At 61.4% G+C, this 21,522-nt stretch carries 19 protein-coding genes; 9 read left to right on the top strand and 10 right to left on the bottom strand.

Features of this window, described 5'->3' with window-relative positions:
• The gene (locus AB1J88_RS04300; protein ID WP_041073337.1) at nt 1-1,236 is read right to left on the bottom strand and encodes a 3-methyl-2-oxobutanoate dehydrogenase (2-methylpropanoyl-transferring) subunit alpha; all 1,236 of its coding nucleotides are present in this window, start codon (nt 1,234-1,236) and stop codon (nt 1-3) included.
• Between the two features lie 185 nt (nt 1,237-1,421).
• On the opposite strand from AB1J88_RS04300, the gene bkdR reads away from it, so the two are divergent.
• Complete coding sequence (bkdR, locus tag AB1J88_RS04305; RefSeq protein ID WP_085687547.1) at nt 1,422-1,910, top strand: Bkd operon transcriptional regulator BkdR; 489 nt, start codon at nt 1,422-1,424, stop codon at nt 1,908-1,910.
• Nucleotides 1,911-2,003: 93 nt separating this feature from the next.
• On the opposite strand, the gene AB1J88_RS04310 is transcribed toward bkdR, so the two are convergent.
• Nucleotides 2,004-2,867 (bottom strand): MBL fold metallo-hydrolase, encoded by an 864-nt coding sequence (locus AB1J88_RS04310; RefSeq protein ID WP_108183015.1) that lies wholly within the window; start codon nt 2,865-2,867, stop codon nt 2,004-2,006.
• 91 nt (nt 2,868-2,958) lie between these two features.
• Here AB1J88_RS04310 and AB1J88_RS04315 point away from each other — a divergent pair, with 91 nt between their 5' ends.
• The 3 genes from AB1J88_RS04315 (at nt 2,959) to AB1J88_RS04325 (ending at nt 5,524) form a co-directional block, all read left to right on the top strand.
• Nucleotides 2,959-3,300, top strand: a complete 342-nt coding sequence (locus tag AB1J88_RS04315; protein ID WP_041073332.1) for an ArsR/SmtB family transcription factor — start codon at nt 2,959-2,961, stop codon at nt 3,298-3,300.
• Between the two features lie 169 nt (nt 3,301-3,469).
• The gene (locus AB1J88_RS04320) at nt 3,470-4,714 is read left to right on the top strand and encodes an FAD-dependent oxidoreductase (RefSeq protein WP_430290315.1); all 1,245 of its coding nucleotides are present in this window, start codon (nt 3,470-3,472) and stop codon (nt 4,712-4,714) included.
• Between the two features lie 9 nt (nt 4,715-4,723).
• Entirely contained in the window at nt 4,724-5,524 is an 801-nt protein-coding gene (locus AB1J88_RS04325; RefSeq protein WP_222019047.1) for a sulfite exporter TauE/SafE family protein, read from the top strand.
• Nucleotides 5,525-5,609: 85 nt separating this feature from the next.
• On the opposite strand, the gene AB1J88_RS04330 is transcribed toward AB1J88_RS04325, so the two are convergent.
• Nucleotides 5,610-6,536 carry a polysaccharide deacetylase family protein gene (locus AB1J88_RS04330; RefSeq protein WP_430290316.1) on the bottom strand — a complete coding sequence of 309 codons (927 nt, stop codon included), beginning with the start codon at nt 6,534-6,536 and terminating at the stop codon, nt 5,610-5,612.
• Between the two features lie 248 nt (nt 6,537-6,784).
• Between AB1J88_RS04330 and AB1J88_RS04335 the strand changes: the two genes are divergently transcribed.
• Both AB1J88_RS04335 and AB1J88_RS04340 read left to right on the top strand, forming a co-directional pair.
• A complete protein-coding gene (locus AB1J88_RS04335) occupies nt 6,785-8,440 on the top strand; it encodes an MFS transporter (protein WP_430290317.1) in 1,656 nt (551 codons plus the stop codon).
• Nucleotides 8,437-9,579 (top strand): HlyD family secretion protein, encoded by a 1,143-nt coding sequence (locus tag AB1J88_RS04340; protein WP_047293616.1) that lies wholly within the window; start codon nt 8,437-8,439, stop codon nt 9,577-9,579. The genes AB1J88_RS04335 and AB1J88_RS04340 overlap by 4 nt, the downstream gene beginning before the upstream one ends.
• Before the next feature lie 86 nt (nt 9,580-9,665).
• Here the strand turns inward: AB1J88_RS04340 and copD are convergent, their stop codons facing one another.
• Together copD and copC are read right to left on the bottom strand one after the other, a co-directional pair.
• Nucleotides 9,666-10,523: a copper homeostasis membrane protein CopD gene (copD, locus tag AB1J88_RS04345; protein ID WP_430290318.1), complete on the bottom strand. Its 858-nt coding sequence runs from the start codon at nt 10,521-10,523 to the stop codon at nt 9,666-9,668.
• 3 nt (nt 10,524-10,526) lie between these two features.
• On the bottom strand, nt 10,527-10,889 hold the full coding sequence (gene copC / locus AB1J88_RS04350; protein ID WP_430290319.1) for a copper homeostasis periplasmic binding protein CopC: 363 nt from the start codon (nt 10,887-10,889) through the stop codon (nt 10,527-10,529).
• A 138-nt stretch (nt 10,890-11,027) separates the two neighbouring features.
• Between copC and AB1J88_RS04355 the strand changes: the two genes are divergently transcribed.
• Nucleotides 11,028-11,648, top strand: coding sequence for a TetR/AcrR family transcriptional regulator (locus tag AB1J88_RS04355; RefSeq protein ID WP_064587091.1), 621 nt, complete (start codon nt 11,028-11,030; stop codon nt 11,646-11,648).
• Between the two features lie 141 nt (nt 11,649-11,789).
• Here AB1J88_RS04355 and preA read toward each other — a convergent pair whose 3' ends face one another.
• From preA to hydA, 3 genes are all read right to left on the bottom strand, one after another.
• Nucleotides 11,790-13,064, bottom strand: a complete 1,275-nt coding sequence (gene preA, locus AB1J88_RS04360) for an NAD-dependent dihydropyrimidine dehydrogenase subunit PreA (RefSeq protein ID WP_041073316.1) — start codon at nt 13,062-13,064, stop codon at nt 11,790-11,792.
• Entirely contained in the window at nt 13,065-14,432 is a 1,368-nt protein-coding gene (locus AB1J88_RS04365) for an NAD(P)-dependent oxidoreductase (RefSeq protein ID WP_430290320.1), read from the bottom strand. It abuts the gene before it with no gap.
• Between the two features lie 166 nt (nt 14,433-14,598).
• A complete protein-coding gene (gene hydA / locus AB1J88_RS04370; RefSeq protein WP_430290321.1) occupies nt 14,599-16,038 on the bottom strand; it encodes a dihydropyrimidinase in 1,440 nt (479 codons plus the stop codon).
• A 624-nt stretch (nt 16,039-16,662) separates the two neighbouring features.
• Here hydA and AB1J88_RS04375 point away from each other — a divergent pair.
• Nucleotides 16,663-18,147, top strand: a complete 1,485-nt coding sequence (locus AB1J88_RS04375) for an NCS1 family nucleobase:cation symporter-1 (RefSeq protein ID WP_108183006.1) — start codon at nt 16,663-16,665, stop codon at nt 18,145-18,147.
• 154 nt (nt 18,148-18,301) lie between these two features.
• Nucleotides 18,302-19,585, top strand: coding sequence for a Zn-dependent hydrolase (locus AB1J88_RS04380; protein WP_430290322.1), 1,284 nt, complete (start codon nt 18,302-18,304; stop codon nt 19,583-19,585).
• 114 nt (nt 19,586-19,699) lie between these two features.
• Here AB1J88_RS04380 and AB1J88_RS04385 read toward each other — a convergent pair whose 3' ends face one another.
• Both AB1J88_RS04385 and AB1J88_RS04390 read right to left on the bottom strand, forming a co-directional pair.
• Entirely contained in the window at nt 19,700-19,909 is a 210-nt protein-coding gene (locus AB1J88_RS04385) for a hypothetical protein (protein ID WP_041073306.1), read from the bottom strand.
• A 220-nt stretch (nt 19,910-20,129) separates the two neighbouring features.
• The gene (locus AB1J88_RS04390; protein WP_430290323.1) at nt 20,130-21,518 is read right to left on the bottom strand and encodes an amidohydrolase family protein; all 1,389 of its coding nucleotides are present in this window, start codon (nt 21,516-21,518) and stop codon (nt 20,130-20,132) included.
• Nucleotides 21,519-21,522: the final 4 nt, after the last annotated feature.

Genomic DNA, 21,522 nt, shown 5'->3' on the forward strand with positions numbered 1-21,522 from the left:
TCAGATCCCCAACTGCTGACGCTGGCGCTTCAAGTGCTCCGGCATCTCTTTGTAGACGTCTTCGAACATGGTCGCGGCGCTAGGAATCTGCCCGCCGGCGAGGGTGCCGTACTGTTCGGCCTGTTTCTGCGCGGCAATCACTTCGGCTTCAAGCTCGGCGCTGACGGCGGCGTGCTCTTCTTCCGACCAGTGGCCGACCTTGATCAGGTGCTGCTTCAGGCGGGCAATCGGGTCGCCCAGCGGGAAGTGGCTCCAGTCATCGGCCGGACGGTATTTGGATGGATCGTCGGAGGTCGAGTGCGGGCCGGCGCGGTAGGTGACCCACTCGATCATGGTCGGGCCGAGGTTGCGCCGGGCGCGTTCAGCCGCCCAGGCGGAGGCGGCGTAGACTGCGTAGAAGTCGTTGCCATCGACGCGCAACGAGGCGATGCCGCAACCGACGCCACGTCCGGCGAAGGTGGTGGCTTCACCTCCGGCGATGGCCTGGAAGGTCGAGATTGCCCATTGGTTGTTGACCACGTTGAGAATCACCGGCGCGCGGTAAACGTGGGCGAAGGTGAGGGCGGTGTGGAAGTCCGATTCGGCGGTGGCGCCGTCACCGATCCACGCCGAGGCGATTTTAGTGTCGCCCTTGATTGCCGAGGCCATGCCCCAGCCGACGGCCTGAATGAACTGAGTGGCGAGGTTGCCGGAGATGGTGAAGAAGCCGGCGTCCTTGACTGAGTACATGATTGGCAACTGCCGGCCCTTGAGCGGATCGCGCTCGTTGGACAGCAGCTGGCAAATCAGGTCGACCAGCGGCACTTCGCGGGCCATCAGGATGCTTTGCTGGCGGTACGTCGGGAAGCACATGTCGTCGATGTTCAAGGCCAGGGCCTGGGCGCTGCCGATGGCTTCTTCGCCAAGGCTTTGCATGTAGAACGACATTTTTTTCTGGCGCTGGGCGACCACCATGCGGTTGTCGTAAATCCGCGTCTTGAGCATGGCGCGCATGCCCTTGCGCAGGATGTCGACTGGCACATTTTCAGCCCAGGGACCGAGGGCGTTGCCCTGATCGTCGAGCACCCGAATCAGCCCACGCGCCAGGTCGGCGGTGTCGGCAGGTTCGACGTCAATGGAAGGTTTGCGCACCGTGCCGGCATCGGTCAGATGCAGGTAGGAGAAGTCGGTTTTGCAGCCTGGGCGGCCCGAGGGTTCAGGGACGTGCAGACGCAGCGGTTCATACGCTTGGGTCATGGCTTCTACGCTCGATCTTGTGAATTTCTTGTAGTGAGCTGGCAATCATTCTTGGGTGTAAGAAATCTTGTCCTACAACAATCATAGGCCCGGCGGAGAAGAATATTTCTCTCTGTTTCGTTGCGCTGGAGATGATTTGCAGATAGAAATTCTGCATAAACATAAAAAACAGGTGGTTTTGTCTCATGCGCAAACTGGACCGTACCGACATCGGCATTCTCAACAGCCTTCAGGAGAATGCGCGCATCACCAACGCCGACCTCGCACGCTCGGTGAACCTGTCGCCGACGCCGTGTTTCAACCGGGTCAAGGCGATGGAGGAATTAGGCCTGATTCGCGAGCAGGTGACGCTGCTGGATGCCGATCTGCTGGGCCTGCATGTGAACGTGTTCATTCACGTCAGTCTGGAGAAACAGGTCGAGGAGGCGTTGCAGCATTTCGAAGAGGCGATTTCCGACCGCCCCGAGGTGATGGAGTGCTACCTGATGGCCGGCGACCCGGACTATCTGATCCGGGTGCTGGTGCCGACGATTCAGGCGCTGGAGCGCTTCATGATGGACTTTCTGACCAAGGTGCCGGGGGTGGCGAACATTCGGTCGAGTTTTGCCTTGAAGCAGGTGCGCTATAAGACGGCGTTGCCGTTGCCGGCGAATGGTTTGACGCTGGGGGCATGAAGATCAAAAGATCGCAGCCTGCGGCAGCTCCTACAGGGACAAAGTTTATGTGTGCCCTGTGTAGGCGCTGCCGCAGGCTGCGATCTTTTGCTTTTATAGCTTGTTGATCGGCACCTTCAGGTAAACCACACCGTTGTCCTCGGCCGCCGGAAAATTCCCCGCCCGCACATTCACCTGAATCGCCGGCAGCAACAGCGTCGGCATGCCCAACCCGGCATCGCGTTTGGTGCGCATTTCGACAAACGCCGCCTCGTCGATCCCGTCATGCACATGAATATTGCTCTTGCGCTGTTCGCCAACGGTGGTCTGGCACTGCGCGGCGCGGCCTTCTGGCGGGTAGTCGTGGCAAACGTAGAGTTTGACGCTGGCCGGGAAGGCCAGCAGTTTGTGGATCGAGTTGAACAGCTGATGCGCGTCGCCGCCGGGGAAGTCGCAGCGGGCGGTGCCGACGTCGGGCATGAACAGCGTGTCGCCGACCAGAATCTGTTCGCCGTCGATCAGATAAGCCATGTCTGCCGGGGTGTGGCCGGGGACGTGCAGGGCGGTGGCTTTGAGGTTGCCGATCCTGAACGACTCGTTCGGCGCGAACAGGTGATCGAACTGCGAGCCGTCGACGCAGAACTCCGGCTCCAGATTGAACAGCGCCTTGAACACATTCTGCACTTTGCTGATCGACTCACCGATGGCGATCTTGCCGCCCAGTTCGCGGCGCAGGTACGGCGCGGCGGACAGGTGGTCGGCGTGGGCGTGGGTTTCCAGCAGCCATTGCACCTGCAGGCGGTGGTCACGGACGAAGGCGATGATTTTGTCGGCCTGTACGGTGCAGGTTCGACCGGCAGCGCCGTCGTAATCAAGCACCGGATCGACGATTGCACATTGCCCGCCATCGGCTTCATAGACCACATAGCTGTAGGTCGAAGAGGCGGGGTCGAGGAAAGCTTCAATCTGCGCGGGCATGGACACCAACCTGAATCAGGGAAATGGGTTGCAACACTTTATCTAAAAACATAATGTTCGCAGCTTAAGTGACGTTGAAGGCATCGTGCAAATGCAATCCAGTCTGACCGAATGTGAAGTCGCCCAACTGCGGGCGTCCGCCTCCAAGGCCTGCGCGCTGCTCAAGGCGTTGGCCAATGAGGATCGCCTGTTGATCCTGTGCCAGCTGACCCAGGGCGAACGCAACGTCGGCGAGCTGGAAAAAATCACCGGCGTGCGCCAGCCGACGCTGTCCCAGCAACTGGGCATCCTGCGCGACGAAGGCCTGGTGGCGACCCGCCGCGAAGGCAAATACATCTTTTACGGCCTGGCCAGCCCTGAAGTGATTCAGGTGATGAAGACCCTGTCCGGACTGTATTGCGGGGCGGTGCTCAAGAGCTGGGGCCACCCATAAATGTCAGCCAACACAATACAAAACCTTTGGGAGCTGGCTTGCCAGCGATGGCGGAGTGTCAGTCGCCATCAATAGCGGCTGACAAGTCCTTATCGCTGGCAATCCAGCTCCCACAGGTTTAGTGGTTTGATTCGAAAAAATCCTTGCGTGCAGCCATAAGGAACAAGCAATGAACGATCAACACTGGGGCCCATCCATCAGTGCAGACATCGTGGTCATCGGCGGCGGCACCGCCGGCATCGGTTTCGTCGCCAGTCTGCTCAAGCGTGATCCCACTCTGAACATCACCGTGATCGAGCCGAGCGCCCAGCATTACTACCAACCGGCGTGGACGCTGGTCGGCGGTGGCGCCTATGACGTCAAGGACACTGTGCGGCCGATGAGCAAAGTGATGCCGCGTCAGGCCACCTGGATTCAGGCGGCGGTGACAGCGGTGGATCCCGACACACGTCAACTCACGCTCAACGATCAACGCCGCGTCAGCTACCAGAACCTGATCGTCTGCCCCGGCCTGCGTCTGGCCTGGGAGAAGATCGAAGGCCTGCAGGAAAGCCTCGGTCAGCATGGCGTGACGTCCAACTACAGCTATCAGCATGCGCAGTACACCTGGGATCAGGTGCAGAAACTGCGCGGCGGCAAGGCGCTGTTTACTCAGCCGGCGATGCCGATCAAATGCGCCGGCGCGCCGCAGAAGGCGTTGTACCTGTCGTGCGATCACTGGCGCAAAACCGCTGCGCTGAACAACATCAACGTCGAGTTCAATCTCGCCGGCGCCGCGCTGTTCGGTGTCGCGACTTTCGTCCCGCCATTGATGAAGTACATCGAAAAGTACAACGCGCAACTGGCCTTCAACAGCAATCTGGTCAAGGTCGACGGCCCGGCGAAAACCGCCTGGTTCGAGATCAAGGACGCTGACGGCAACGTCACCACACAGGCGAAAACCTTTGACCTGCTGCATGTTGTGCCGCCGCAAGTCGCGCCGGAGTTCATCGCCCAGAGCCCGCTGGCCGACACCGCCGGCTGGTGCGAAGTCAATCCGCACAGCCTGCAACATCCGCGATACCCCGAAGTGTTTGGCCTCGGTGACATCTGCGGCACCACTAACGCAAAAACCGCTGCGGCCGTGCGCAAGCAGATCGTGGTCGTCGCCGAAAACCTCCTGGCGCTGCGCAAGCGGCAGCCGCTGCCACTGAAGTACGACGGCTACGGTTCCTGCCCGCTGACGGTGGAGAAGGGCAAGGTGATCCTCGCCGAGTTCGGTTACGGCGGGAAGTTGCTGCCGACCTTCGCCCTCGATGCGACCGTGCCGCGCCGCTCGGCGTGGTTCCTCAAGGCGACGCTGCTGCCGTGGTTCTACTGGAACGGCATGCTCAAGGGCCGCGAGTGGCTGACCGGTTTGTCCAAAGTCGACTGAGAACTCCCTATGTTGCTGGCAAGTCTGTTTGGCGTGTTGATGGGGCTGATTCTCGGGCTGACCGGGGCGGGCGGCGGGATTCTCGCGGTGCCGGCGCTGGTGCTCGGCCTCGGCTGGAGCATGACCCAGGCTGCGCCCGTGGCGTTGTTCGCCGTGGGCAGTGCGGCAGCCGTCGGTGCCATTGACGGTTTGCGTCATGGCCTGGTGCGCTATCGCGCGGCACTGCTGATTGCCGCGCTCGGCGCGGTGTTTTCGCCGCTGGGGATCTATTTCGCGCATCAGTTGCCGGAGAAGATTCTGATGATCCTCTTCAGCCTGCTGATGGTCATGGTCGCCTGGCGCATGTTGCGCCGCGAGCGTGCGCAAGAGGGGCCGAGCGACCACGGTCATGCGAGCTGGGGGCAGAAGAACTGCATGCTCAATGAACAGACCGGGCGCTTCGACTGGACCGCCAAATGCACCGCGACCCTTGCGGTATTGGGCGCAGTGACGGGTGTGGTTTCGGGCTTGCTCGGCGTCGGCGGTGGTTTCCTGATCGTGCCGGCGTTCAAGCAACTGACCGATGTGCAGATGCGCGGGATCGTGGCGACGTCGCTGATGGTGATCAGCCTGATTTCCGCGATTGGCGTGATCGGATCGTTTCACGCAGGCGTGCGGATTGATGCACAGGGCGCGGCGTTTATCGTCGCCAGCATCGTCGGCATGATCATCGGGCGCAAGCTTTGTGCGCGGGTGCCGGCGCGGACATTGCAGGTGGGGTTTGCCAGCGTGTGTCTGGTGGTGGCGGGGTATATGTTGTTGCGCGCCTGAAAAGATCGCAGCCGGCGGCAGCTCCATGGGAATGGTGTACACATTGTAGGAGCTGTCGCAGGCTGCGATCTTTTGATTTTGCTCCTCAATCAATCAAAGGATTTTTCTCGGTCAGCACAACCTGCGCGATCTGATCCTTGCGCATGAAACTCACCTTCGGATGCGCCTGCGCATAACGAATGAACCGCTCCATCGCTTCGACCATCGCCGGCGTGCCGCCGATGCGGTCGTGCAGACTCACTGACATCATCCGCCGCTGGCTCGCGCCTTCGGCGTACAGGCGATCAAATTCCAGCACCAGTTGCTGATAGAACTGCTCGGCGGAGAAATGCCGGCCCTCGATCAGCACGATGTCGTTATTGCGCAGGGTGTACGGCACCACGGCAAATTTGCGTCCACGGACCATGGTCACGAACGGTTCGTCGCGGCTGACGTCATCGATGTGATAGGTGAAATTCAGGTCTTGCAGAACCTTCAGCGTATTGGGGCTGCGCCGCAGCCAGTTGGCGTTGTAGCCCACCGAGCGCTGGCCGGTGAGTTTTTCCACCGCGTTGACACCGTCGCCGATGAACTGTTTTTCCTGGTCATAACTCATGTTGTAGGAGTCGGCCCAACGCATGCCATGGGCTGCCAGTTCGTGGCCGCGCTCGGCAATCGCTTTCGCCAGTTCCGGGTGTTTGAGCGCCGCTTCGCCGACCACATGCGAGGTGACCTTGATGCCGGTGCGATCCCACAGGTCGAGCATCCGCCACAAGCCTTCCTTGTAGCCATAATCAAACCAGGTCTGCGCCGGCAGATCCGGATAACCCTTGGGCAGCGGCGTGCCGGAGAACGGGCTTTCCGCGCCTTCGGGCTGACCGCCGGTTTCGAATTGCATCGACACCGAGATCACCAGTTGCGAACCGTCCGGCCACGGGCGTTCCTGAGCGAAGGCGAGGGCCGGCAGCAGCAGGGCGGCCGCCGCAAGATTTTTTAAAAAGCGTGGGGAGCGTTGCCGGTGGGGCGTGGTCATAACGGGCACCTTGCAGGTTGAGAAGGGCTGCAAGGGTGGCAGTTGCCCGGTGCGGGAAAAATCCGTTGCGGGCGAGAAGACCTTTAAACAGAATTTACGAATCCACCGCGAACCAGTGGGAGCGGGCTGCCGGTCACCCTCTTGCCGAGCCGACTGCCGCCATCGCTGGCAAGCCAGCTCCCACAGGATTGTGGGTTTGCCGCAACATTTGCGGCAAACTCCCGGCAACATAAGCACAAGGTCTTTCAATGGATCGATACGCCCCGCGCAACTGGCAGCCGCACGAGAAGCCCAGTCTGCCCGGTTCCCCCTCGACGCCGCTGCACTCCAACCCCAAGCGCCTGGCCTATGCGCTGGTCGGGCTGCTGGTGGCGGTGACCGGTGGTCTGGGCAACTCGCTGGTGGTCGCCAACCTGCCTTACCTGCAAGGCGCGCTGGGCGCGACCACGGCGGAGATGGCCTGGCTGCCAGCTGCTTACGTGATGACCAACGTGTCGATGAACCTGCTGCTGGTGAAGTTTCGCCAGCAGTTCGGCCTGCGTGCATTCACCGAAGTGTTTCTGGTGTTGTATGCGCTGGTGACCTTCGGCCACCTGTTCGTCAACGACCTGAGCTCGGCCATCGCGGTGCGGGCGGCGCACGGCATGGTCGGTGCGGCGCTGAGTTCGCTGGGTCTGTATTACATGGTTCAGGCGTTTCCGGCCAAGTGGCGGCTGAAGGCGCTGGTGCTGGGCCTCGGCGCCTCGCAACTGGCTTTGCCGCTGGCGCGCTTGTTCTCCGAGGACTTGCTGCAGATTGCCGAGTGGCGCGGCTTGTACCTGTTCGAATTGGGCATGGCTTTGCTGTCGCTGGGCTGCGTGCTGTTGCTCAAGTTGCCGCCCGGTGACCGCTTCAAAACCTTTGAACCGCTGGACTTTCTGACCTTCGCCATCCTCGCCAGCGGCGTGGCACTGCTCTGCGCGGTGTTGTCGCTGGGGCGGATCGACTGGTGGCTGGAGGCCGACTGGATCGGCTATGCGCTGGCGGCCTCGATTGCCCTGATCCTCGCGGGCCTGGCCATCGAGCACAACCGCAGCAACCCGATGCTGATGACCCGTTGGCTCGGCAGCGGCACGATGATCCGTCTGGCGCTGGCGGTGACCCTGATTCGCATGGTCACCTCGGAGCAGTCCACCGGCGCCGTCGGTTTCATGCAGAACCTCAATATGGGTTATGAGCAACTGCACAGCCTCTACGTGGTGATGCTGATCGGCAGCATCGCCGGGCTGGCGACCAGTGCGCTGACCATCGACCCCAAGCACCTGCTGATGCCGCTGATCATCTCGCTGGCGCTGATGGCCACCGGCTCGGTGATGGACAGTTTTTCCAACAACCTGACCCGTCCGCAAAACCTGTATTTCAGCCAGTTCCTGCTGGCCTTCGGCAGCACGTTCTTTCTGGGCCCGACCATGGTGTTCGGCACCCGCAACGTGTTGACCAACCCGCGCAATCTGGTGAGTTTTTCGGTGTTGTTCGGGATCTGCAACAACCTCGGCGGCCTGCTCGGCGCGGCGTTGTTGGGCACGTTCCAGATCGTGCGCGAGAAATTCCACTCCAGCCACCTGGTCGAGCACCTGACGCTGTCCGATCCGCTGGTGGCTGCGCGCGTACAAAGCGGCGGTTCGGCCTATGGCAGCTTGCTGGCCGACCCGAGTCTGCGCAACCTGGCCGGGATTCGCAGCCTGGCCAACGCGGCCACTCGTGAAGCCAACGTGCTGGCCTATAACGATGTGTTCATGCTGATCGCCGTGATTGCGGTGCTGACCATGATCTGGCTGTCCATTCGTGCGCTGTGGCTGATGAGCACCACCAAAGCCGTCGACCCAGCGCCTTCCGTACCTCCTGACGGTGCCTCCCATTCATGACCGAACCGACCACCACAACCACCAATGCCATCGCCGCCACCCCGGAAGGCGTGGCGCCGCCGTCCTCGCCGAACACCGAGCCGCGCTCGTTGCGGGTGCGGATCATCTCGTCACTGGGCTTTGCCGCGATTGCCATCGTCGGTGTGCTGATCGTGCTCTACGCCTGGCAACTGCCGCCGTTCAGCAGTGCGGTAGAAACCACGGAAAACGCCCTGGTGCGCGGTCAGGTGACGATCATCGGCCCGCAGCTCAGTGGCTACGTGTTCGAGGTGCCGGTGCAGGACTTCCAGTACGTGAAGGCCGGTGATTTGCTGGTGCGCCTGGATGACCGGATTTATCAGCAACGTCTCGATCAGGCGCTGGCGCAACTGGCGGTGCAGAAGGCCGCGCTGGCCAATGTGGTGCAGCAACGCAACAGTGCCGAAGCGACGATCAAACTGCGTCAGGCGGTGGTGGCCGACAGCGAGGCGCAGTTGCGTAAAAGCGAGGCGGATCTGCGCCGTAACAAGGAGCTGGTGAGTGACGGCTCGGTGTCGAAACGCGAGATGGACGTGGCGCTCGCGGCCAATGCACAGAGCATTGCGGCGGTGGCGCAGGCCAAGGCCAATCTGGAGATCGCCCGGCAGGATCTGCAGACGGTGATCGTCAATCGCGGTTCGCTGGAGGCGGCGGTGGCCAGCGCTGAAGCGGCGGTGCAACTGGCGCGAATCGACTTGTCGAATACGCGCATCGTCGCCCCGCGAGACGGCCAGCTCGGGCAGATCGGCGTGCGCCTGGGCGCCTACGTCAACTCCGGGGCGCAGCTGATGGCGTTGGTGCCAAATCAGAAATGGGTGATCGCCAACATGAAGGAAACCCAGATGGACAACGTGCGTGTCGGGCAGCCGGTGCGCTTCACCGTTGATGCGCTGAACCACCGCCAGTTCACCGGCCATGTGCAGCACATTTCGCCCGGCACCGGTTCGGAGTTCGCCCTGCTGCAGGCGGATAACGCCACGGGCAACTTCGTGAAAATCGCCCAGCGCGTGCCGGTGCGGATCACCATCGATCCGGATCAGCAGGAGGAGGAACGCTTGCGCCCGGGGATGTCGGTGGTGGTCAGCATCGACACCGCAGCGGGCGACACACAACCGCATTAAGAGCAAAAAGATCGCAGCCTTCGGCAGCTCCTACAGGGAATCGCATTCCAATGTAGGAGCTGCCGAAGGCTGCGATCTTTTGCTTTTCAGGCTGCAATCATCGGCGGCAGGGTGCCGAGAAGGGAGACCGCAGCAACGGCACCCATCCCCAATAACCACTCCAGCAGCACACTGCGCTTGAGCACGCCCATCCGCTGTTCGCAATCATCAATCCGCAAGCGATTGAACAGCGCCAGCGCGAGCATCCCCAGCACCAGCAACGCCTTGATCAGCAGGATCAGGGCAAAGCCACTGAACAGCGGCGTCGGCCACCATTGCCCGGTCAGCACGCGCACGTTGATCAGGCCGGTAATCAGCAGCCCGCCGACGATGGCATAACCGACACCGCTGAAGCGTTGCAGGATCCGGCTCATCGTTTCGCCGGGTTGGCGCAGGATCAATACCAGCAGCAACAGACCGCCGAGCCATGCGGCGACGCAGGTCAGGTGAACGATCTGGTTGAGGATCAGCAGTTGCCCGCTGAGGCCGTCGAGCATCGCGCCGTGCCCGACCGGCGCCAGGGTCGCCAGGAGCAGCGCGCTCAAGCCCAGACGCAGCGGCAGGCTCGATCGCCACGGCGTAAACAGCAACGCCAGCAACAGCGCGTTGATCAGCAGATGCCAACGCCAGACCTGACCGAAAAACGTATTGCCCAGCACCAGGCCAATCGTGTCCGGATCGAACGCGGCCGCGGCCGAACCGGCCATGCTCGCCGTGATCAGCAGCGCCCAGGTGACACCGCTGACCAGCGCAATTGCCGTCAGCCAGCGCGCCAGTCGCGCCAGATGCCGATCCAGTGTCGGCACTGGCGCCTTGAGCAGCAGTGGCCGAAACAGCCAGGCGCCGAACAGCATCAACACCGCGCTGAAATGCACGAAGCGGCACAGCACCAGCGTTTCACTCATGAATTACTGGCCGACCTTGAACTGATAGGCGCCTTCGCTCTTGTGCGTGTCGACCGACACCGCATGCCATTCGACTTTGTATTCACCGGCACTGAGTGGCGCGGCAGGGGTGACGATCAGGGTTTTCTTGTCGCCTTCGGTACTCAAAGGTTTGATCGCGACCGGGGCGCCGTCGTGGGTCAGGCTGACTGTGGTGAAACTGGCTTCGACGCCTTCGGAAAAGGTCAGGCGCAGATCGGCCGGCGCGGCGACGGTGCTGTCGGCGGCCGGGGTCTGGCTTTTCAAGTGGGCGTGGGCAAAAACGGAGGATGCGGCGCACAGCGAAGCGAGCAGGGCAGTGGTGGTCAGGACGTTCTTGAACAGCATCGCGGGTACCTCTGAGGCAGGACAAAGAAGCGCCAGTTTAGCCATGCGCCGACCTTCGTACGAAGTTTTGTTTGCAGCGGTCGCCCCGAGGCCAGAGCGGATGCTAGTCTTCAACAACGTCGTTGTCAGGGAGCCCTCATGGGCAATCACAAGATCGAGATCCGTCGCAGTAACGTCGAGAAAATTCTGCTGGCGGCGGAAAAAGTCTTCGCCGAAAAAGGCTTCGGCGGCACCGCCATGGCCGACATCGCCGCCGAAGTGCAACTGCCGCGCTCCAACCTGCATTACTACTTTTCCACCAAGAGCGAACTGTACAGCGCGGTGCTGTTCGACCTGCTGGAGGTGTGGAAACAGGACGCGCTGTGCTTTGAGATGTTCGACGATCCACGGGTGGTGCTCAGCAGCTACATCCGCGCCAAGATGAACCACTCGCGCAGCCGGCCTTATGGTTCCAAAGTCTGGGCCAACGAGATCATCCACGGTGCGCCGACCCTGGGCGAGGCGCTGGACGTCAGCCTGTACGACTGGGCAAAGATGAAGGAAGCGAAGATCCGCCAGTGGGTGGAGGACCAGCGGATTCTGCCGGTGGAGCCTTCGAGCCTGCTGTACATGATCTGGGCCTCGACCCAGCACTACGCCGACTTCGATCATCAGGTGAATATTCTGAACGAGCATCAGCCGCTGTCGGACATGCAGTTCGAGCGGGCGGTGCAGACGGTGACCAGTGTGATTTTGCGGGGGATCGGATTAGAACCTTGAGCCTTGTGTTGTGACTGCCGACCCCTTCGCGGGCAAGCCCGCTCCCACAGGTTTTCGGGTTGTCCTCAAGTGCCATGAACACCAGAGAACCCTGTGGGAGCGAGCTTGCTCGCGAAGGCGTCTGTTCAGACGCTACCTGGCCTAGGGTGAGACATGGTACGGATTGCGCGGATCATGATTCCAGTCCAGAAACGGCTTGCCCGTTTCCATCGGCACCATCTCGATACAGTCCGCCACCGGGCAGGTGATCTGGCACAGGTTGCAGCCGACACATTCCTCATCAATCACTTCATATTTATGCGTGCCGTCGGCCTGCTTGAGGCTGCTGATCGCCTGGTGTGACGTGTCTTCGCAAGCAATGTGGCAGCGCCCGCAACCGATGCACGCGTCCTGATCAATCCTGGCAATGACCTGATAGTTGATGTCGAGGTACTTCCAGTCAGTGGTGTTGCCCACCGCACGCCCGGAAAACTCGGCGATGTTGGCGTAACCCTGACTGTCCATCCAGCGCGACAGCCCGTCCTTCATCTCCTCGACAATCCGGAAGCCATGCAGCATCGCCGCCGTGCACACCTGCACCGCGCCGCTGCCCAGCGCCATGAACTCCGCCGCGTCACGCCAACTGCCGATGCCGCCAATGCCGCAGATCGGCAGGCCCTGGGTCTGCGGATCACGGGCGATCTCGGCGACCATGTTCAGCGCAATCGGTTTGACCGCTGAGCCGCAATAACCGCCGTGGGTGCTTTTGCTGCCGACGGTGGGCAGGGCGACCATGTGTTCCAGGTCGACGCTGGTAATCGAGTTGATGGTGTTGATCAGCGACACCGCATCGGCGCCACCGCGATGGGCCGCGCGAGCGGCAACGCGGATGTCAGTGATGTTCGGCGTCAGCTTGACGATCACCGGCAACGAGCAATAGGTCTTGCACCAGCGAGTGACCTGCTCGACGTATTCCGGCACCTGACCCACCGCCGCGCCCATGCCGCGTTCGGGCATGCCGTGCGGGCAACCGAAATTCAGCTCGATGCCGTCAGCGCCGGTGGCCTCCACCAGTGGCAGGATGTGTTTCCACGACTCCTCGACGCACGGCACCATCAGCGAGACGATCAGCGCACGATCCGGCCAGTCCTTCTTCACCTGGGTGATTTCGCGCAGGTTGATCTCCAGCGAGCGGTCGGTGATCAGTTCGATGTTGTTGATGCCCAGCACTTCACGGTTGTTGCCGTAGTGTGCCGAGTAGCGCGACGAGACGTTGACCGCTGCCGGGTCCTCGCCGAGGGTTTTCCAGACCACGCCACCCCAGCCGGCCTCGAAGGCGCGGACCACGTTGTAGGCCTTGTCGGTCGGCGGCGCGGAGGCCAGCCAGAACGGATTGGGCGCTTTGATGCCGGCGAAGACTATCGAGAGATCGGCCATTTATGCAGCCTCCACGTTGAGCATCAGTTGCGCGTTGATCGCCTCGGCGGCGCGTTTGCCGTGCTGTACGGCTTGCACGGTGAGGTCTTGATCGAGACTGGTGCAGTCGCCGCCGGCATACACGCCGGGGATGCTGGTGCGCAGGTTGTCGTCAACCTGAATCCGTTCGCCCTGACGCTTGAGTTCGCGCGCCAGCGGGTCGACGAGGGCGCTGCTGTCGAAGGCCTGGCCGATGGCTTTGAAGATCGCGTCGGCGGCCAGCTCGAAAGTTTCGCCCGTGGTTTGCAGGCGACCGTCGACCAGTTGCGTGCGAGCGAAACGCATACCGCGCACCTTTCCTTGTGCGTCGAGCAGCACTTCTTCCGGTTGCGCCCAGGTCAGCAGGCGTACCTGATTGGCCTTGGCAATGTCTTGTTCGTGACCGGTTGCGCCCATGTCCGCCGCACCCCGGCGATACACCAGATTCACGTCACGCGCTCCGAGACGGGCCATTTGCACGGCCATGTCGATCGCTGTGTTGCCGGCGCCGAGGACGATGCAGCGTTCGGCCAGTGGCAGTTGCGTCAGGTCATCGGCCTGGCGCAGTTCGCGGATGTAGTCAGTGGCGGCGAGCAGGCCGGGCGCGTCTTCGTGGGGCAGGCCGAGCTGTTTGCTGGCATTCAGGCCGAGGCCGAGGAACACCGTGTCGAACTGCTGATGCAGCTCGCTGAGGGTCAGATTCTCGCCGAGTTTCTGTCCGTGACGGATTTCGATACCGCCGATCTGCAGAAGGAAATCCAGTTCCTTTTGCGCGTAGTCGTCGACCAGTTTGTACTTGGCGATCCCGTATTCATTGAGGCCGCCAGCCTTTTCCCGTGCTTCGAAAATCACCACGTCGTGGCCGTGCATGGCACTGCGGTGGGCACAGGACAAACCCGCTGGCCCGGCGCCGACCACGGCGATGCGCTTGCCGGTGCTCGCTGCACGCTGGAACGGGTGCTCGGTGAAATTCGCGTTATCCACGGCGTAGCGTTGCAACAGGCCGATCAGCACTGGCGCGCACTCCTGGGCGTTGTTGCGCACGCAGGCTTGCTGGCAGAGGATTTCCGTCGGGCAGACCCGGGCGCAACTGCCGCCGAGGATGTTCGCCGAAAGAATTTTTTGCGCCGCACCGGGCACGTTGTCCTGATGGATGTTACGGATGAACGATGGAATATCGATCTCGCTGGGGCACGCATTGACGCAAGGCGCGTCGTAGCAATACAGGCAGCGCGAGGCTTCCAGATGTGCCTGCCGGGCATTGAGCGGTGGCGCCAGATCAGTGAAATGGCCGGCGAGGGCGGCCGCGCTTTCGTGCGGGTGCGGAAGATGGTTCAGGGTCTCGATCACGGTTTTTTGCCTCACGGTTATTGAGGTTCTCTGCCTCTGATGGGCAGTGGTTTTTGTGTCGCTTGGGATGGCCTCATCGCTGGCAAGCCAGCTCCCACAAGGTTTTTCGAACACCCAGAATCCCTGTGGGAGCTGGCTTGCCAGCGATAGGCCGAAGGCCTGGATTTCAGCGTTTCACAGCCGTCGGCTTATGCATCTCAGCCCGCTTGCTCAGCAAATCAAACACCGCCGGATACGCCGGTCGTTCGATGAACCGCCCGGCGCCGCGCTCGGCGCGCAGATCGCCGTCGGCCCAGACCACTTTGCCCTGGCTGACGGTATGACTCGGCACGCCGCGCACGGTCTTGCCTTCGAAAATGTTGAAGTCCACCTGCTGATGGTGGGTCTTGGCGGAAATGGTGCGGGTGCCTTGCGGGTCCCACAGCACCAGGTCGGCGTCGGCGCCGATGCGAATCGCGCCTTTGCGCGGATAGAGGTTGAAGATTTTTGCGGTATTGGTGGAGGTGAGGGCGACGAAATCCTGCATCGACAAACGGCCGCTGTTGACCCCTTCATCCCACAACACCGCCATGCGGTCTTCGATGCCGGCGGTGCCGTTGGGGATCTTGCTGAAGTCGTCGCGCCCGGCGGCTTTTTGCTCGGCGCAGAAGCAGCAGTGGTCGGTGGCGGTGGTGTGCAGATTACCGCTCTGCAGGCCATGCCAAAGGGCCTCCTGATGCCCGCGCGGGCGGAACGGCGGGCTCATCACGTAACCGGCGGCGGTCTGCCAGTCCGGGTGCTGGTAGACGCTGTCGTCGAGCAACAAATGCCCGGCCAGCACTTCGCCGTATACCGGTTGGCCCTTGCTGCGGGCGTAAGTGATTTCGTCCAGCGCTTCCTTGGTCGACACGTGCACCAGGTACAACGGCGTGCCGATGGTCTCGGCAATGCGAATCGCCCGGCTCGCCGCTTCGCCTTCCACCTGCGATGGCCGCGACAGAGGATGGGCTTCCGGCCCGGTGATGCCCTGGGCCATCAACTTGCGTTGCAGGTGATAAACCAGTTCGCCGTTTTCCGCATGCACGGTCGGCACGGCGCCGAGTTCCAGGCAGCGCTCGAAACTCGCCACCAGCGTGTCGTCGGCGGCCATGATCGCGTTCTTGTAGGCCATGAAATGCTTGAAGCTGTTGATCCCGTGGTGGCTGACCAGCTCGGCCATTTCCTCGCGCACCTGCTCGCTCCACCAAGTGATCGCGACGTGGAAGCCGTAGTCCGATGCCGACTTCTCGGCCCAGCCGCGCCACTGATGGAACGCTTCCATCAACGACTGCTGCGGATTGGGAATCACGAAGTCGATGATCGATGTGGTACCGCCAGCCAGACCCGCAGCGGTGCCGCTGTAAAAGTCTTCACTGGCCACGGTGCCCATGAAGGGCAATTGCATGTGGGTGTGTGGATCGATGCCGCCGGGCATCAGGTATTGGCCGCTGCCGTCGAGCACTTCGGCACCGGCGGGAATATCCAGGTTTTGACCAATGGCTTTGATCACGCCGTCGGCGCAATAGACGTCGGCGCGATAACTTTCATCATGGGTAACAACGGTGGCGCCACGGATCAACAGAGACATTCCGAGTTCCTCGCAGGCATGACCGACTTGTGCCGGTTCTCAATGTTTTATTGGTGTTCAACGCTGATCGGTATATTCCTGTCAGTGCTGTCAGGAATAGAAGCTAGTCGCAGTTATCAAATTGATCAAGATTATTTTTTATAAGCTTATTGCTATTTTAAGTTGTTGAAAAATAACGATTAAAAATTGAAATCACCAAAATGGTGAGGCTGTTCACCATTTTGACGCACTTGACAGGATGGAAATATGAGCAAGATTTCCTATGTGAAATCAGCTGCTTGAAGTTGAGCTGCGGTTGATCGCCCGTAATGAAAAAAAGTGCAGTGCACCAGATTGAGTCCTGACAGTTCGGACAACTTGGCAAACGTTTAGCCTGAGCGTGCAGACAGGTTTTCGCGGACTCCTCCGGTGAATAATTAAAACCGTGAATTATCAGAAAGTTGCAATGCGTTTGTAACACCGCCTGAGCGTCAGACGGAGTACCCGGCACGTTTATTGATGCCGCCGCTGTCACCATGGCCGGTGCAAGAAAGTTGTCAGTTCCTCCGGCCATCGTCCGGCTCGCACCCTGGTGTGCAGCCGCCTGATGAGCAAAAAAATAATCAGAAGAACAGTGGAGCGGCCATGCAACAGAACAGATCGCAAGTGACCGAGCGCGACGGCTTGTTCGAACTCGAAGCCGGCAGCGACGTCCTCGACAGTCCCCGTTACAACCACGATATGGCACCGACCAAGGTGCGCGAGCGGACCTGGAACAAATGGCACATCACCGCGCTGTGGGTCGGCATGTCGGTGTGCGTGCCGACTTACACCCTCGGCGGCGTGCTCACCGCGTACTTCGGCCTGACTGTCGGCGAAGCGCTGATGGCGATTCTACTGGCCAACGTCATCGTGCTGATCCCGCTGACCCTCAATGCTTTCCCCGGCACCAAGTACGGCATTCCGTTCCCGGTGTTGCTGCGCTCGTCATTCGGCGTGCTCGGTTCCAACGTGCCGTGCCTGATTCGTGCGCTGGTGGCGTGTGGCTGGTTCGGGATTCAAACGATGTTTGGCGGGCTGGCGATTCACCTGTTTCTTGGCTCGATCTTCGACGGCTGGAAATCCCTCGGCGGAACGGGGGAGGTGATCGGTTTCATGATCTTCTGGTCGCTGAACCTGTGGGTGGTGATCCGTGGTGCCGAGTCGATCAAGTGGCTGGAAACCCTGTCCGCGCCGCTGCTGGTGGCAGTCGGCATTGGCTTGCTGATGTGGGCCATGCCCAATGTGTCGATGAGCGAGCTGCTGGCGATTCCACCGAAACGCCCCGAAGGCGCGAGCGTGGTCAGTTACTTCGCTGCGGGGCTGACGGCGATGGTCGGCTTCTGGGCCACGTTGTCGCTGAACATTCCCGACTTCAGCCGGTACGCCAAAAGCCAGAAAGACCAGATCCTCGGGCAGATTTTCGGCCTGCCGCTGACCATGTTCCTGTTCGCTTCGCTGGGGGTGGTGATGACCGCCGCGTCGGTGAAGCTGGTCGGTGTCACGGTATCGGATCCGGTCAGCCTGATCGGCCATATCCAGAGCCCGCTGTGGGTAGCGGTGGCCATGGCGCTGATCATCATCGCCACGCTGTCGACCAATACGGCGGCGAACATTGTTTCGCCAACCAACGACTTCCAGAACATCGCGCCCAAGGTGATCAACCGTACCAAAGCGGTGTTGCTCACCGGCTTCGTCGGGCTGGCGTTGATGGCCCACGAACTGCTGAAAAAGCTCGGTCTGATCGTTTCCGATGTCAGCCTGGAAACCGTGTATTCCAACTGGCTGCTGGGCTATTCGAGCCTGCTCGGGCCGATCGCCGGGATCATGGTGGTGGACTATTTCCTGATCAAGAAACAGCAACTGGACCTGGCCGGGCTGTACCGCGATGACGTGTATCCGGCGTGGAACTGGGCCGGGTTTGCCGCGTTTGGCGTGCCGGTGGTGCTGACCCTGCTGTCGCTGGGTAGCGATGCGTTCAGCTGGTTTTACAGCTACGGCTGGTTTACCGGCTCGGCGCTGGGCGGGGTGATTTATTACGGGTTGTGCGTGATGCGGGCGCAGCCTTCGGTCGTGAAATCACCGGTGTGAGGGAGGGCCTCATCGCTGGCAAGCCAGCTCCCACAAGGATCAAGTCGTACACAAACCATGAGTTCACTCAAAACCTGTGGGAGCTGGCTTGCCAGCGATGGCGGCCTGGAAAACACCAAAGAAATACCCTAAGAAACTGCCTGAGGAGATCAACATGAACGCAGCCGTAGACGTTCTGCAATCCACCCATCAGCACATCAACCGCGACCGCCTCTGGGCCTCGCTCATGCAACTGGCCAAGCTCGGTGCCACGGTCAAGGGCGGGGTCTGTCGTCTGGCCCTGACCGACCTCGATCGCCAGGCCCGTGACCTGTTCGTGCAGTGGTGCAAGGACGCCGGATGCAGCGTCACAGTGGATGCAGTCGGCAACATCTTCGCCCGCCGCCCGGGGCGTAATCCGAACCTGCCGCCGGTGATGACCGGTAGCCACATCGACACCCAACCTACCGGCGGCAAATTCGACGGCTGCTTCGGCGTGCTCGCCGGCGTCGAAGTGCTGCGTACCCTCAATGACCTCGGTGTGGAAACCGAAGCGCCGTTGGAAGTGGTGGTCTGGACCAACGAAGAAGGCTCGCGCTTTGCTCCGTGCATGATGGGTTCCGGCGTGTTCGCCGAGAAATTCACCCTCGAAGAAACCCTGGCCAAGGTCGATGCCGACGGCGTCACGGTTGGCGAAGCGCTCAACGCCATTGGTTACGCCGGGTCACGCAACGTCAGCGGGCACAAGGTCGGCGCCTATTTCGAAGCGCACATCGAACAAGGCCCGATCCTCGAAGACGAGCAGAAAACCATCGGCGTGGTACTCGGCGCCCTCGGGCAGAAGTGGTTCGACCTGAAACTGCGCGGCGTCGAAGCGCACGCCGGGCCAACGCCGATGCACCTGCGCAAGGACGCCCTGGTCGGCGCCTCGGTCATCGTCGGCGCGGTCAATCGCGCCGCCCTCGGCCACCAACCCCATGCTTGCGGCACCGTCGGTTGCCTGCAAGCCTATCCCGGCTCGCGTAACGTCATCCCCGGCGAAGTGCGCATGACCCTCGACTTCCGCCATCTGCAGCCAGAGCGCCTCGATTCGATGATTGCCGAAGTGAAGCAGGTCATCGACGCGACCTGCGAAGAACACGGCCTGACCTATGAACTGACTCCGACCGCCGACTTCCCGCCGCTGTACTTCGAAAAGGGCTGCGTCGAAGCCGTGCGCGGCGCGGCGAAAGGCCTGGGCTTGTCACACATGGACATCGTCAGCGGCGCCGGCCACGACGCGATCTTCCTCGCCGAACTCGGCCCGGCCGGAATGATCTTCGTGCCGTGCGAAGGCGGCATCAGCCACAACGAAATCGAGAATGCCGCGCCGGATGATCTGGCGGCCGGGTGTGCGGTGTTGTTGCGGGCGATGTTGGCGGCTTCGGCGATGGTGGCTGAGGGGCAGCGCGCCGCCTGAAGATCAAAAGATCGCAGCCTTCGGCAGCTCCTACAGTTGGATTGCATTCAACCTGTAGGAGCTGCCGAAGGCTGCGATCTTTTAGTGGTCACCTGCAGGAACGACTTGGTTTGATCAACCGGGCCGGTCATTTTTACTTGCAGTGCCCTGACGTCGGTCAGGGCCGTTGGGGTTGCCGACATCAAGCAACCTTCGTTCGACCAACACATTCTCCAGTGCCTGACGCTCGACCGGCGCCATTTGGTGTTCACGCTTTTTCAGCTCCAGCAGAATCGGGCTGGACCAGGTGCGATAAGTCTGTTCGATGTTGCGACGCGACGTCATCAGTCTCTCCTTGATCAAGAGCCCGGTGTAGCTGGCAGGGGCTCAATCCGATGAGGAATTAACGTTAGTCGACAAACCCCGAATCCGCGAATGACTCAATGTTTTGTGGGAGCTGGCTTGCCAGCGATAGCAGTGGGGCAGTCTCTGCTGCATTGACTGACAGCCCGCCATCGCTGGCAAGCCAGCTCCCACAGGGTTTTGCATTGAATGTGAGATCGGATCAATCCTCGATTTTCATCATCGCCTGCACACCTTCCCACGCCTCGGCGCGCATCCGTTCGATGTCCAGCCCCGGAATCACGCCGTTATCGACCACGATCCTGCCGCCCACCAGGCTGTATTTCACGGTAATGGGTTCACCGGCCACCACCGGGGCAACCGCGCAATCGTGGAAGCCGAAGAAGCGGGGATGGTCGAGGCTGTAGATCACCAGATCCGCGGCTTGCCCGACTTGCAGTGTGCCGACCGCGCCCAGTCCCAATACCTGTGCACCGCCCGCCGTGCCCCAGTGGATCACGTCTTCGGCGGTGGTCGCCGAGGCGCCTTGTTCGGCGCGGTGGATCAGCCACGCGGTGCTGGCTTCGCCGACCATGCTCCCGGATTCGTTGGACGCGACGCCGTCGACGCCGAGGGAGATTGGTACGCCGGCCTCAAACATTTGCGGCACCGGCGCGACGCCACTGCCCAGGCGCGCATTGCTTACCGGGCAGTGCGAGACGCCGCTGCCGGTCTGGGCGAGCATGCGGATTTCCCCCGGTTGCAGGTGCACGGCGTGGGCGAACCAGACGTCGGGGCCGAGCCATTCGTGTTCGGCGACGAATTCCACCGGCAGGCAGTTGTACTTGTCGCGGCAGAAATTCACATAGTTCTGGGTTTCCGACAGATGTGTGTGCAGGCGCAAACCGAGGCCGCGTGCGGTGTGTGCCAGTTCGCGCAGCAGGGTCGGTGGCAGCGAAAAGGTTGGCGTGGTGGGTGCGACGACCACCCGGCGCAGGGCGTCCGGGGTGTCCTGGTGATACAGCGATTTCAGCCGCTCGATGTCGCCGACCATTTGTTCGAGGCTTTCCGGTTGCAGCGCGGTTTTCGAGAAGCCCGGGTGGGCGCTGGCGGACTCCAGTGCGCCACCGCGACACAGCACAAAGCGCAGGCCGAATTCGTCGGCCAGATCGAACAGCAGATCCCCGGTCTCGGTTGTGCCGTGGGCGTGATAGAGATAGTGATGATCGGCGCAGGTCGTCACCCCGGACAGCAGCAACTCGACCATGCCCAGACGGGCGGCGATCCTTGCCAATTGCGGGGTAAAGCGGTTCAAGCGTGGGTAGGGCACACTCGCCAGCCAGCCTTGCAGATCCTGATTCAAACCTTCGGGTACGGCTTTGAGCAGGTTCTGGAACAGGTGATGGTGGGTGTTGATCCAGCCCGGATAGACCACGCAGTTGCGTGCATCGATCACCCGTTCGCCGGGGTGTGGCTCAAGGTCGGCGGCCATTTCGGCGATGCGTCCGTTGATCACGCGAATGTCCACCGCGCCGGCCCGGGCACGCGGACCGCGCAGGCCGGTCATCACCGCGAGCGGGTTTTTGATCAGGATGTTTTGAAGTTGAGTCATGGCA

The sequence above is a fragment of the Pseudomonas sp. S8 genome, from assembly GCF_050473925.1.
GTDB classification, from domain to species: Bacteria; Pseudomonadota; Gammaproteobacteria; order Pseudomonadales; family Pseudomonadaceae; genus Aquipseudomonas; species Aquipseudomonas parakoreensis.

Bases quoted from the DNA above. Each gene is read 5' to 3' on its own strand.
- AB1J88_RS04310 (WP_108183015.1), bottom strand. From the start codon at position 2,867: ATGCCCGCGCAGATTGAAGCTTTCCTCGACCCCGCCTCTTCGACCTAC.
- AB1J88_RS04335 (WP_430290317.1), top strand. From the start codon at position 6,785: ATGGATCGATACGCCCCGCGCAACTGGCAGCCGCACGAGAAGCCCAGT.
- AB1J88_RS04385 (WP_041073306.1), bottom strand. From the start codon at position 19,909: ATGACGTCGCGTCGCAACATCGAACAGACTTATCGCACCTGGTCCAGC.
- AB1J88_RS04315 (WP_041073332.1), top strand. From the start codon at position 2,959: ATGCAATCCAGTCTGACCGAATGTGAAGTCGCCCAACTGCGGGCGTCC.
- copC (WP_430290319.1), bottom strand. From the start codon at position 10,889: ATGCTGTTCAAGAACGTCCTGACCACCACTGCCCTGCTCGCTTCGCTG.
- bkdR (WP_085687547.1), top strand. From the start codon at position 1,422: ATGCGCAAACTGGACCGTACCGACATCGGCATTCTCAACAGCCTTCAG.
- AB1J88_RS04330 (WP_430290316.1), bottom strand. From the start codon at position 6,536: ATGACCACGCCCCACCGGCAACGCTCCCCACGCTTTTTAAAAAATCTT.
- AB1J88_RS04380 (WP_430290322.1), top strand. From the start codon at position 18,302: ATGAACGCAGCCGTAGACGTTCTGCAATCCACCCATCAGCACATCAAC.
- AB1J88_RS04390 (WP_430290323.1), bottom strand. From the start codon at position 21,518: ATGACTCAACTTCAAAACATCCTGATCAAAAACCCGCTCGCGGTGATG.
- preA (WP_041073316.1), bottom strand. From the start codon at position 13,064: ATGGCCGATCTCTCGATAGTCTTCGCCGGCATCAAAGCGCCCAATCCG.
- AB1J88_RS04340 (WP_047293616.1), top strand. From the start codon at position 8,437: ATGACCGAACCGACCACCACAACCACCAATGCCATCGCCGCCACCCCG.
- AB1J88_RS04320 (WP_430290315.1), top strand. From the start codon at position 3,470: ATGAACGATCAACACTGGGGCCCATCCATCAGTGCAGACATCGTGGTC.
- AB1J88_RS04325 (WP_222019047.1), top strand. From the start codon at position 4,724: ATGTTGCTGGCAAGTCTGTTTGGCGTGTTGATGGGGCTGATTCTCGGG.
- AB1J88_RS04355 (WP_064587091.1), top strand. From the start codon at position 11,028: ATGGGCAATCACAAGATCGAGATCCGTCGCAGTAACGTCGAGAAAATT.
- AB1J88_RS04300 (WP_041073337.1), bottom strand. From the start codon at position 1,236: ATGACCCAAGCGTATGAACCGCTGCGTCTGCACGTCCCTGAACCCTCG.
- hydA (WP_430290321.1), bottom strand. From the start codon at position 16,038: ATGTCTCTGTTGATCCGTGGCGCCACCGTTGTTACCCATGATGAAAGT.
- AB1J88_RS04375 (WP_108183006.1), top strand. From the start codon at position 16,663: ATGCAACAGAACAGATCGCAAGTGACCGAGCGCGACGGCTTGTTCGAA.
- copD (WP_430290318.1), bottom strand. From the start codon at position 10,523: ATGAGTGAAACGCTGGTGCTGTGCCGCTTCGTGCATTTCAGCGCGGTG.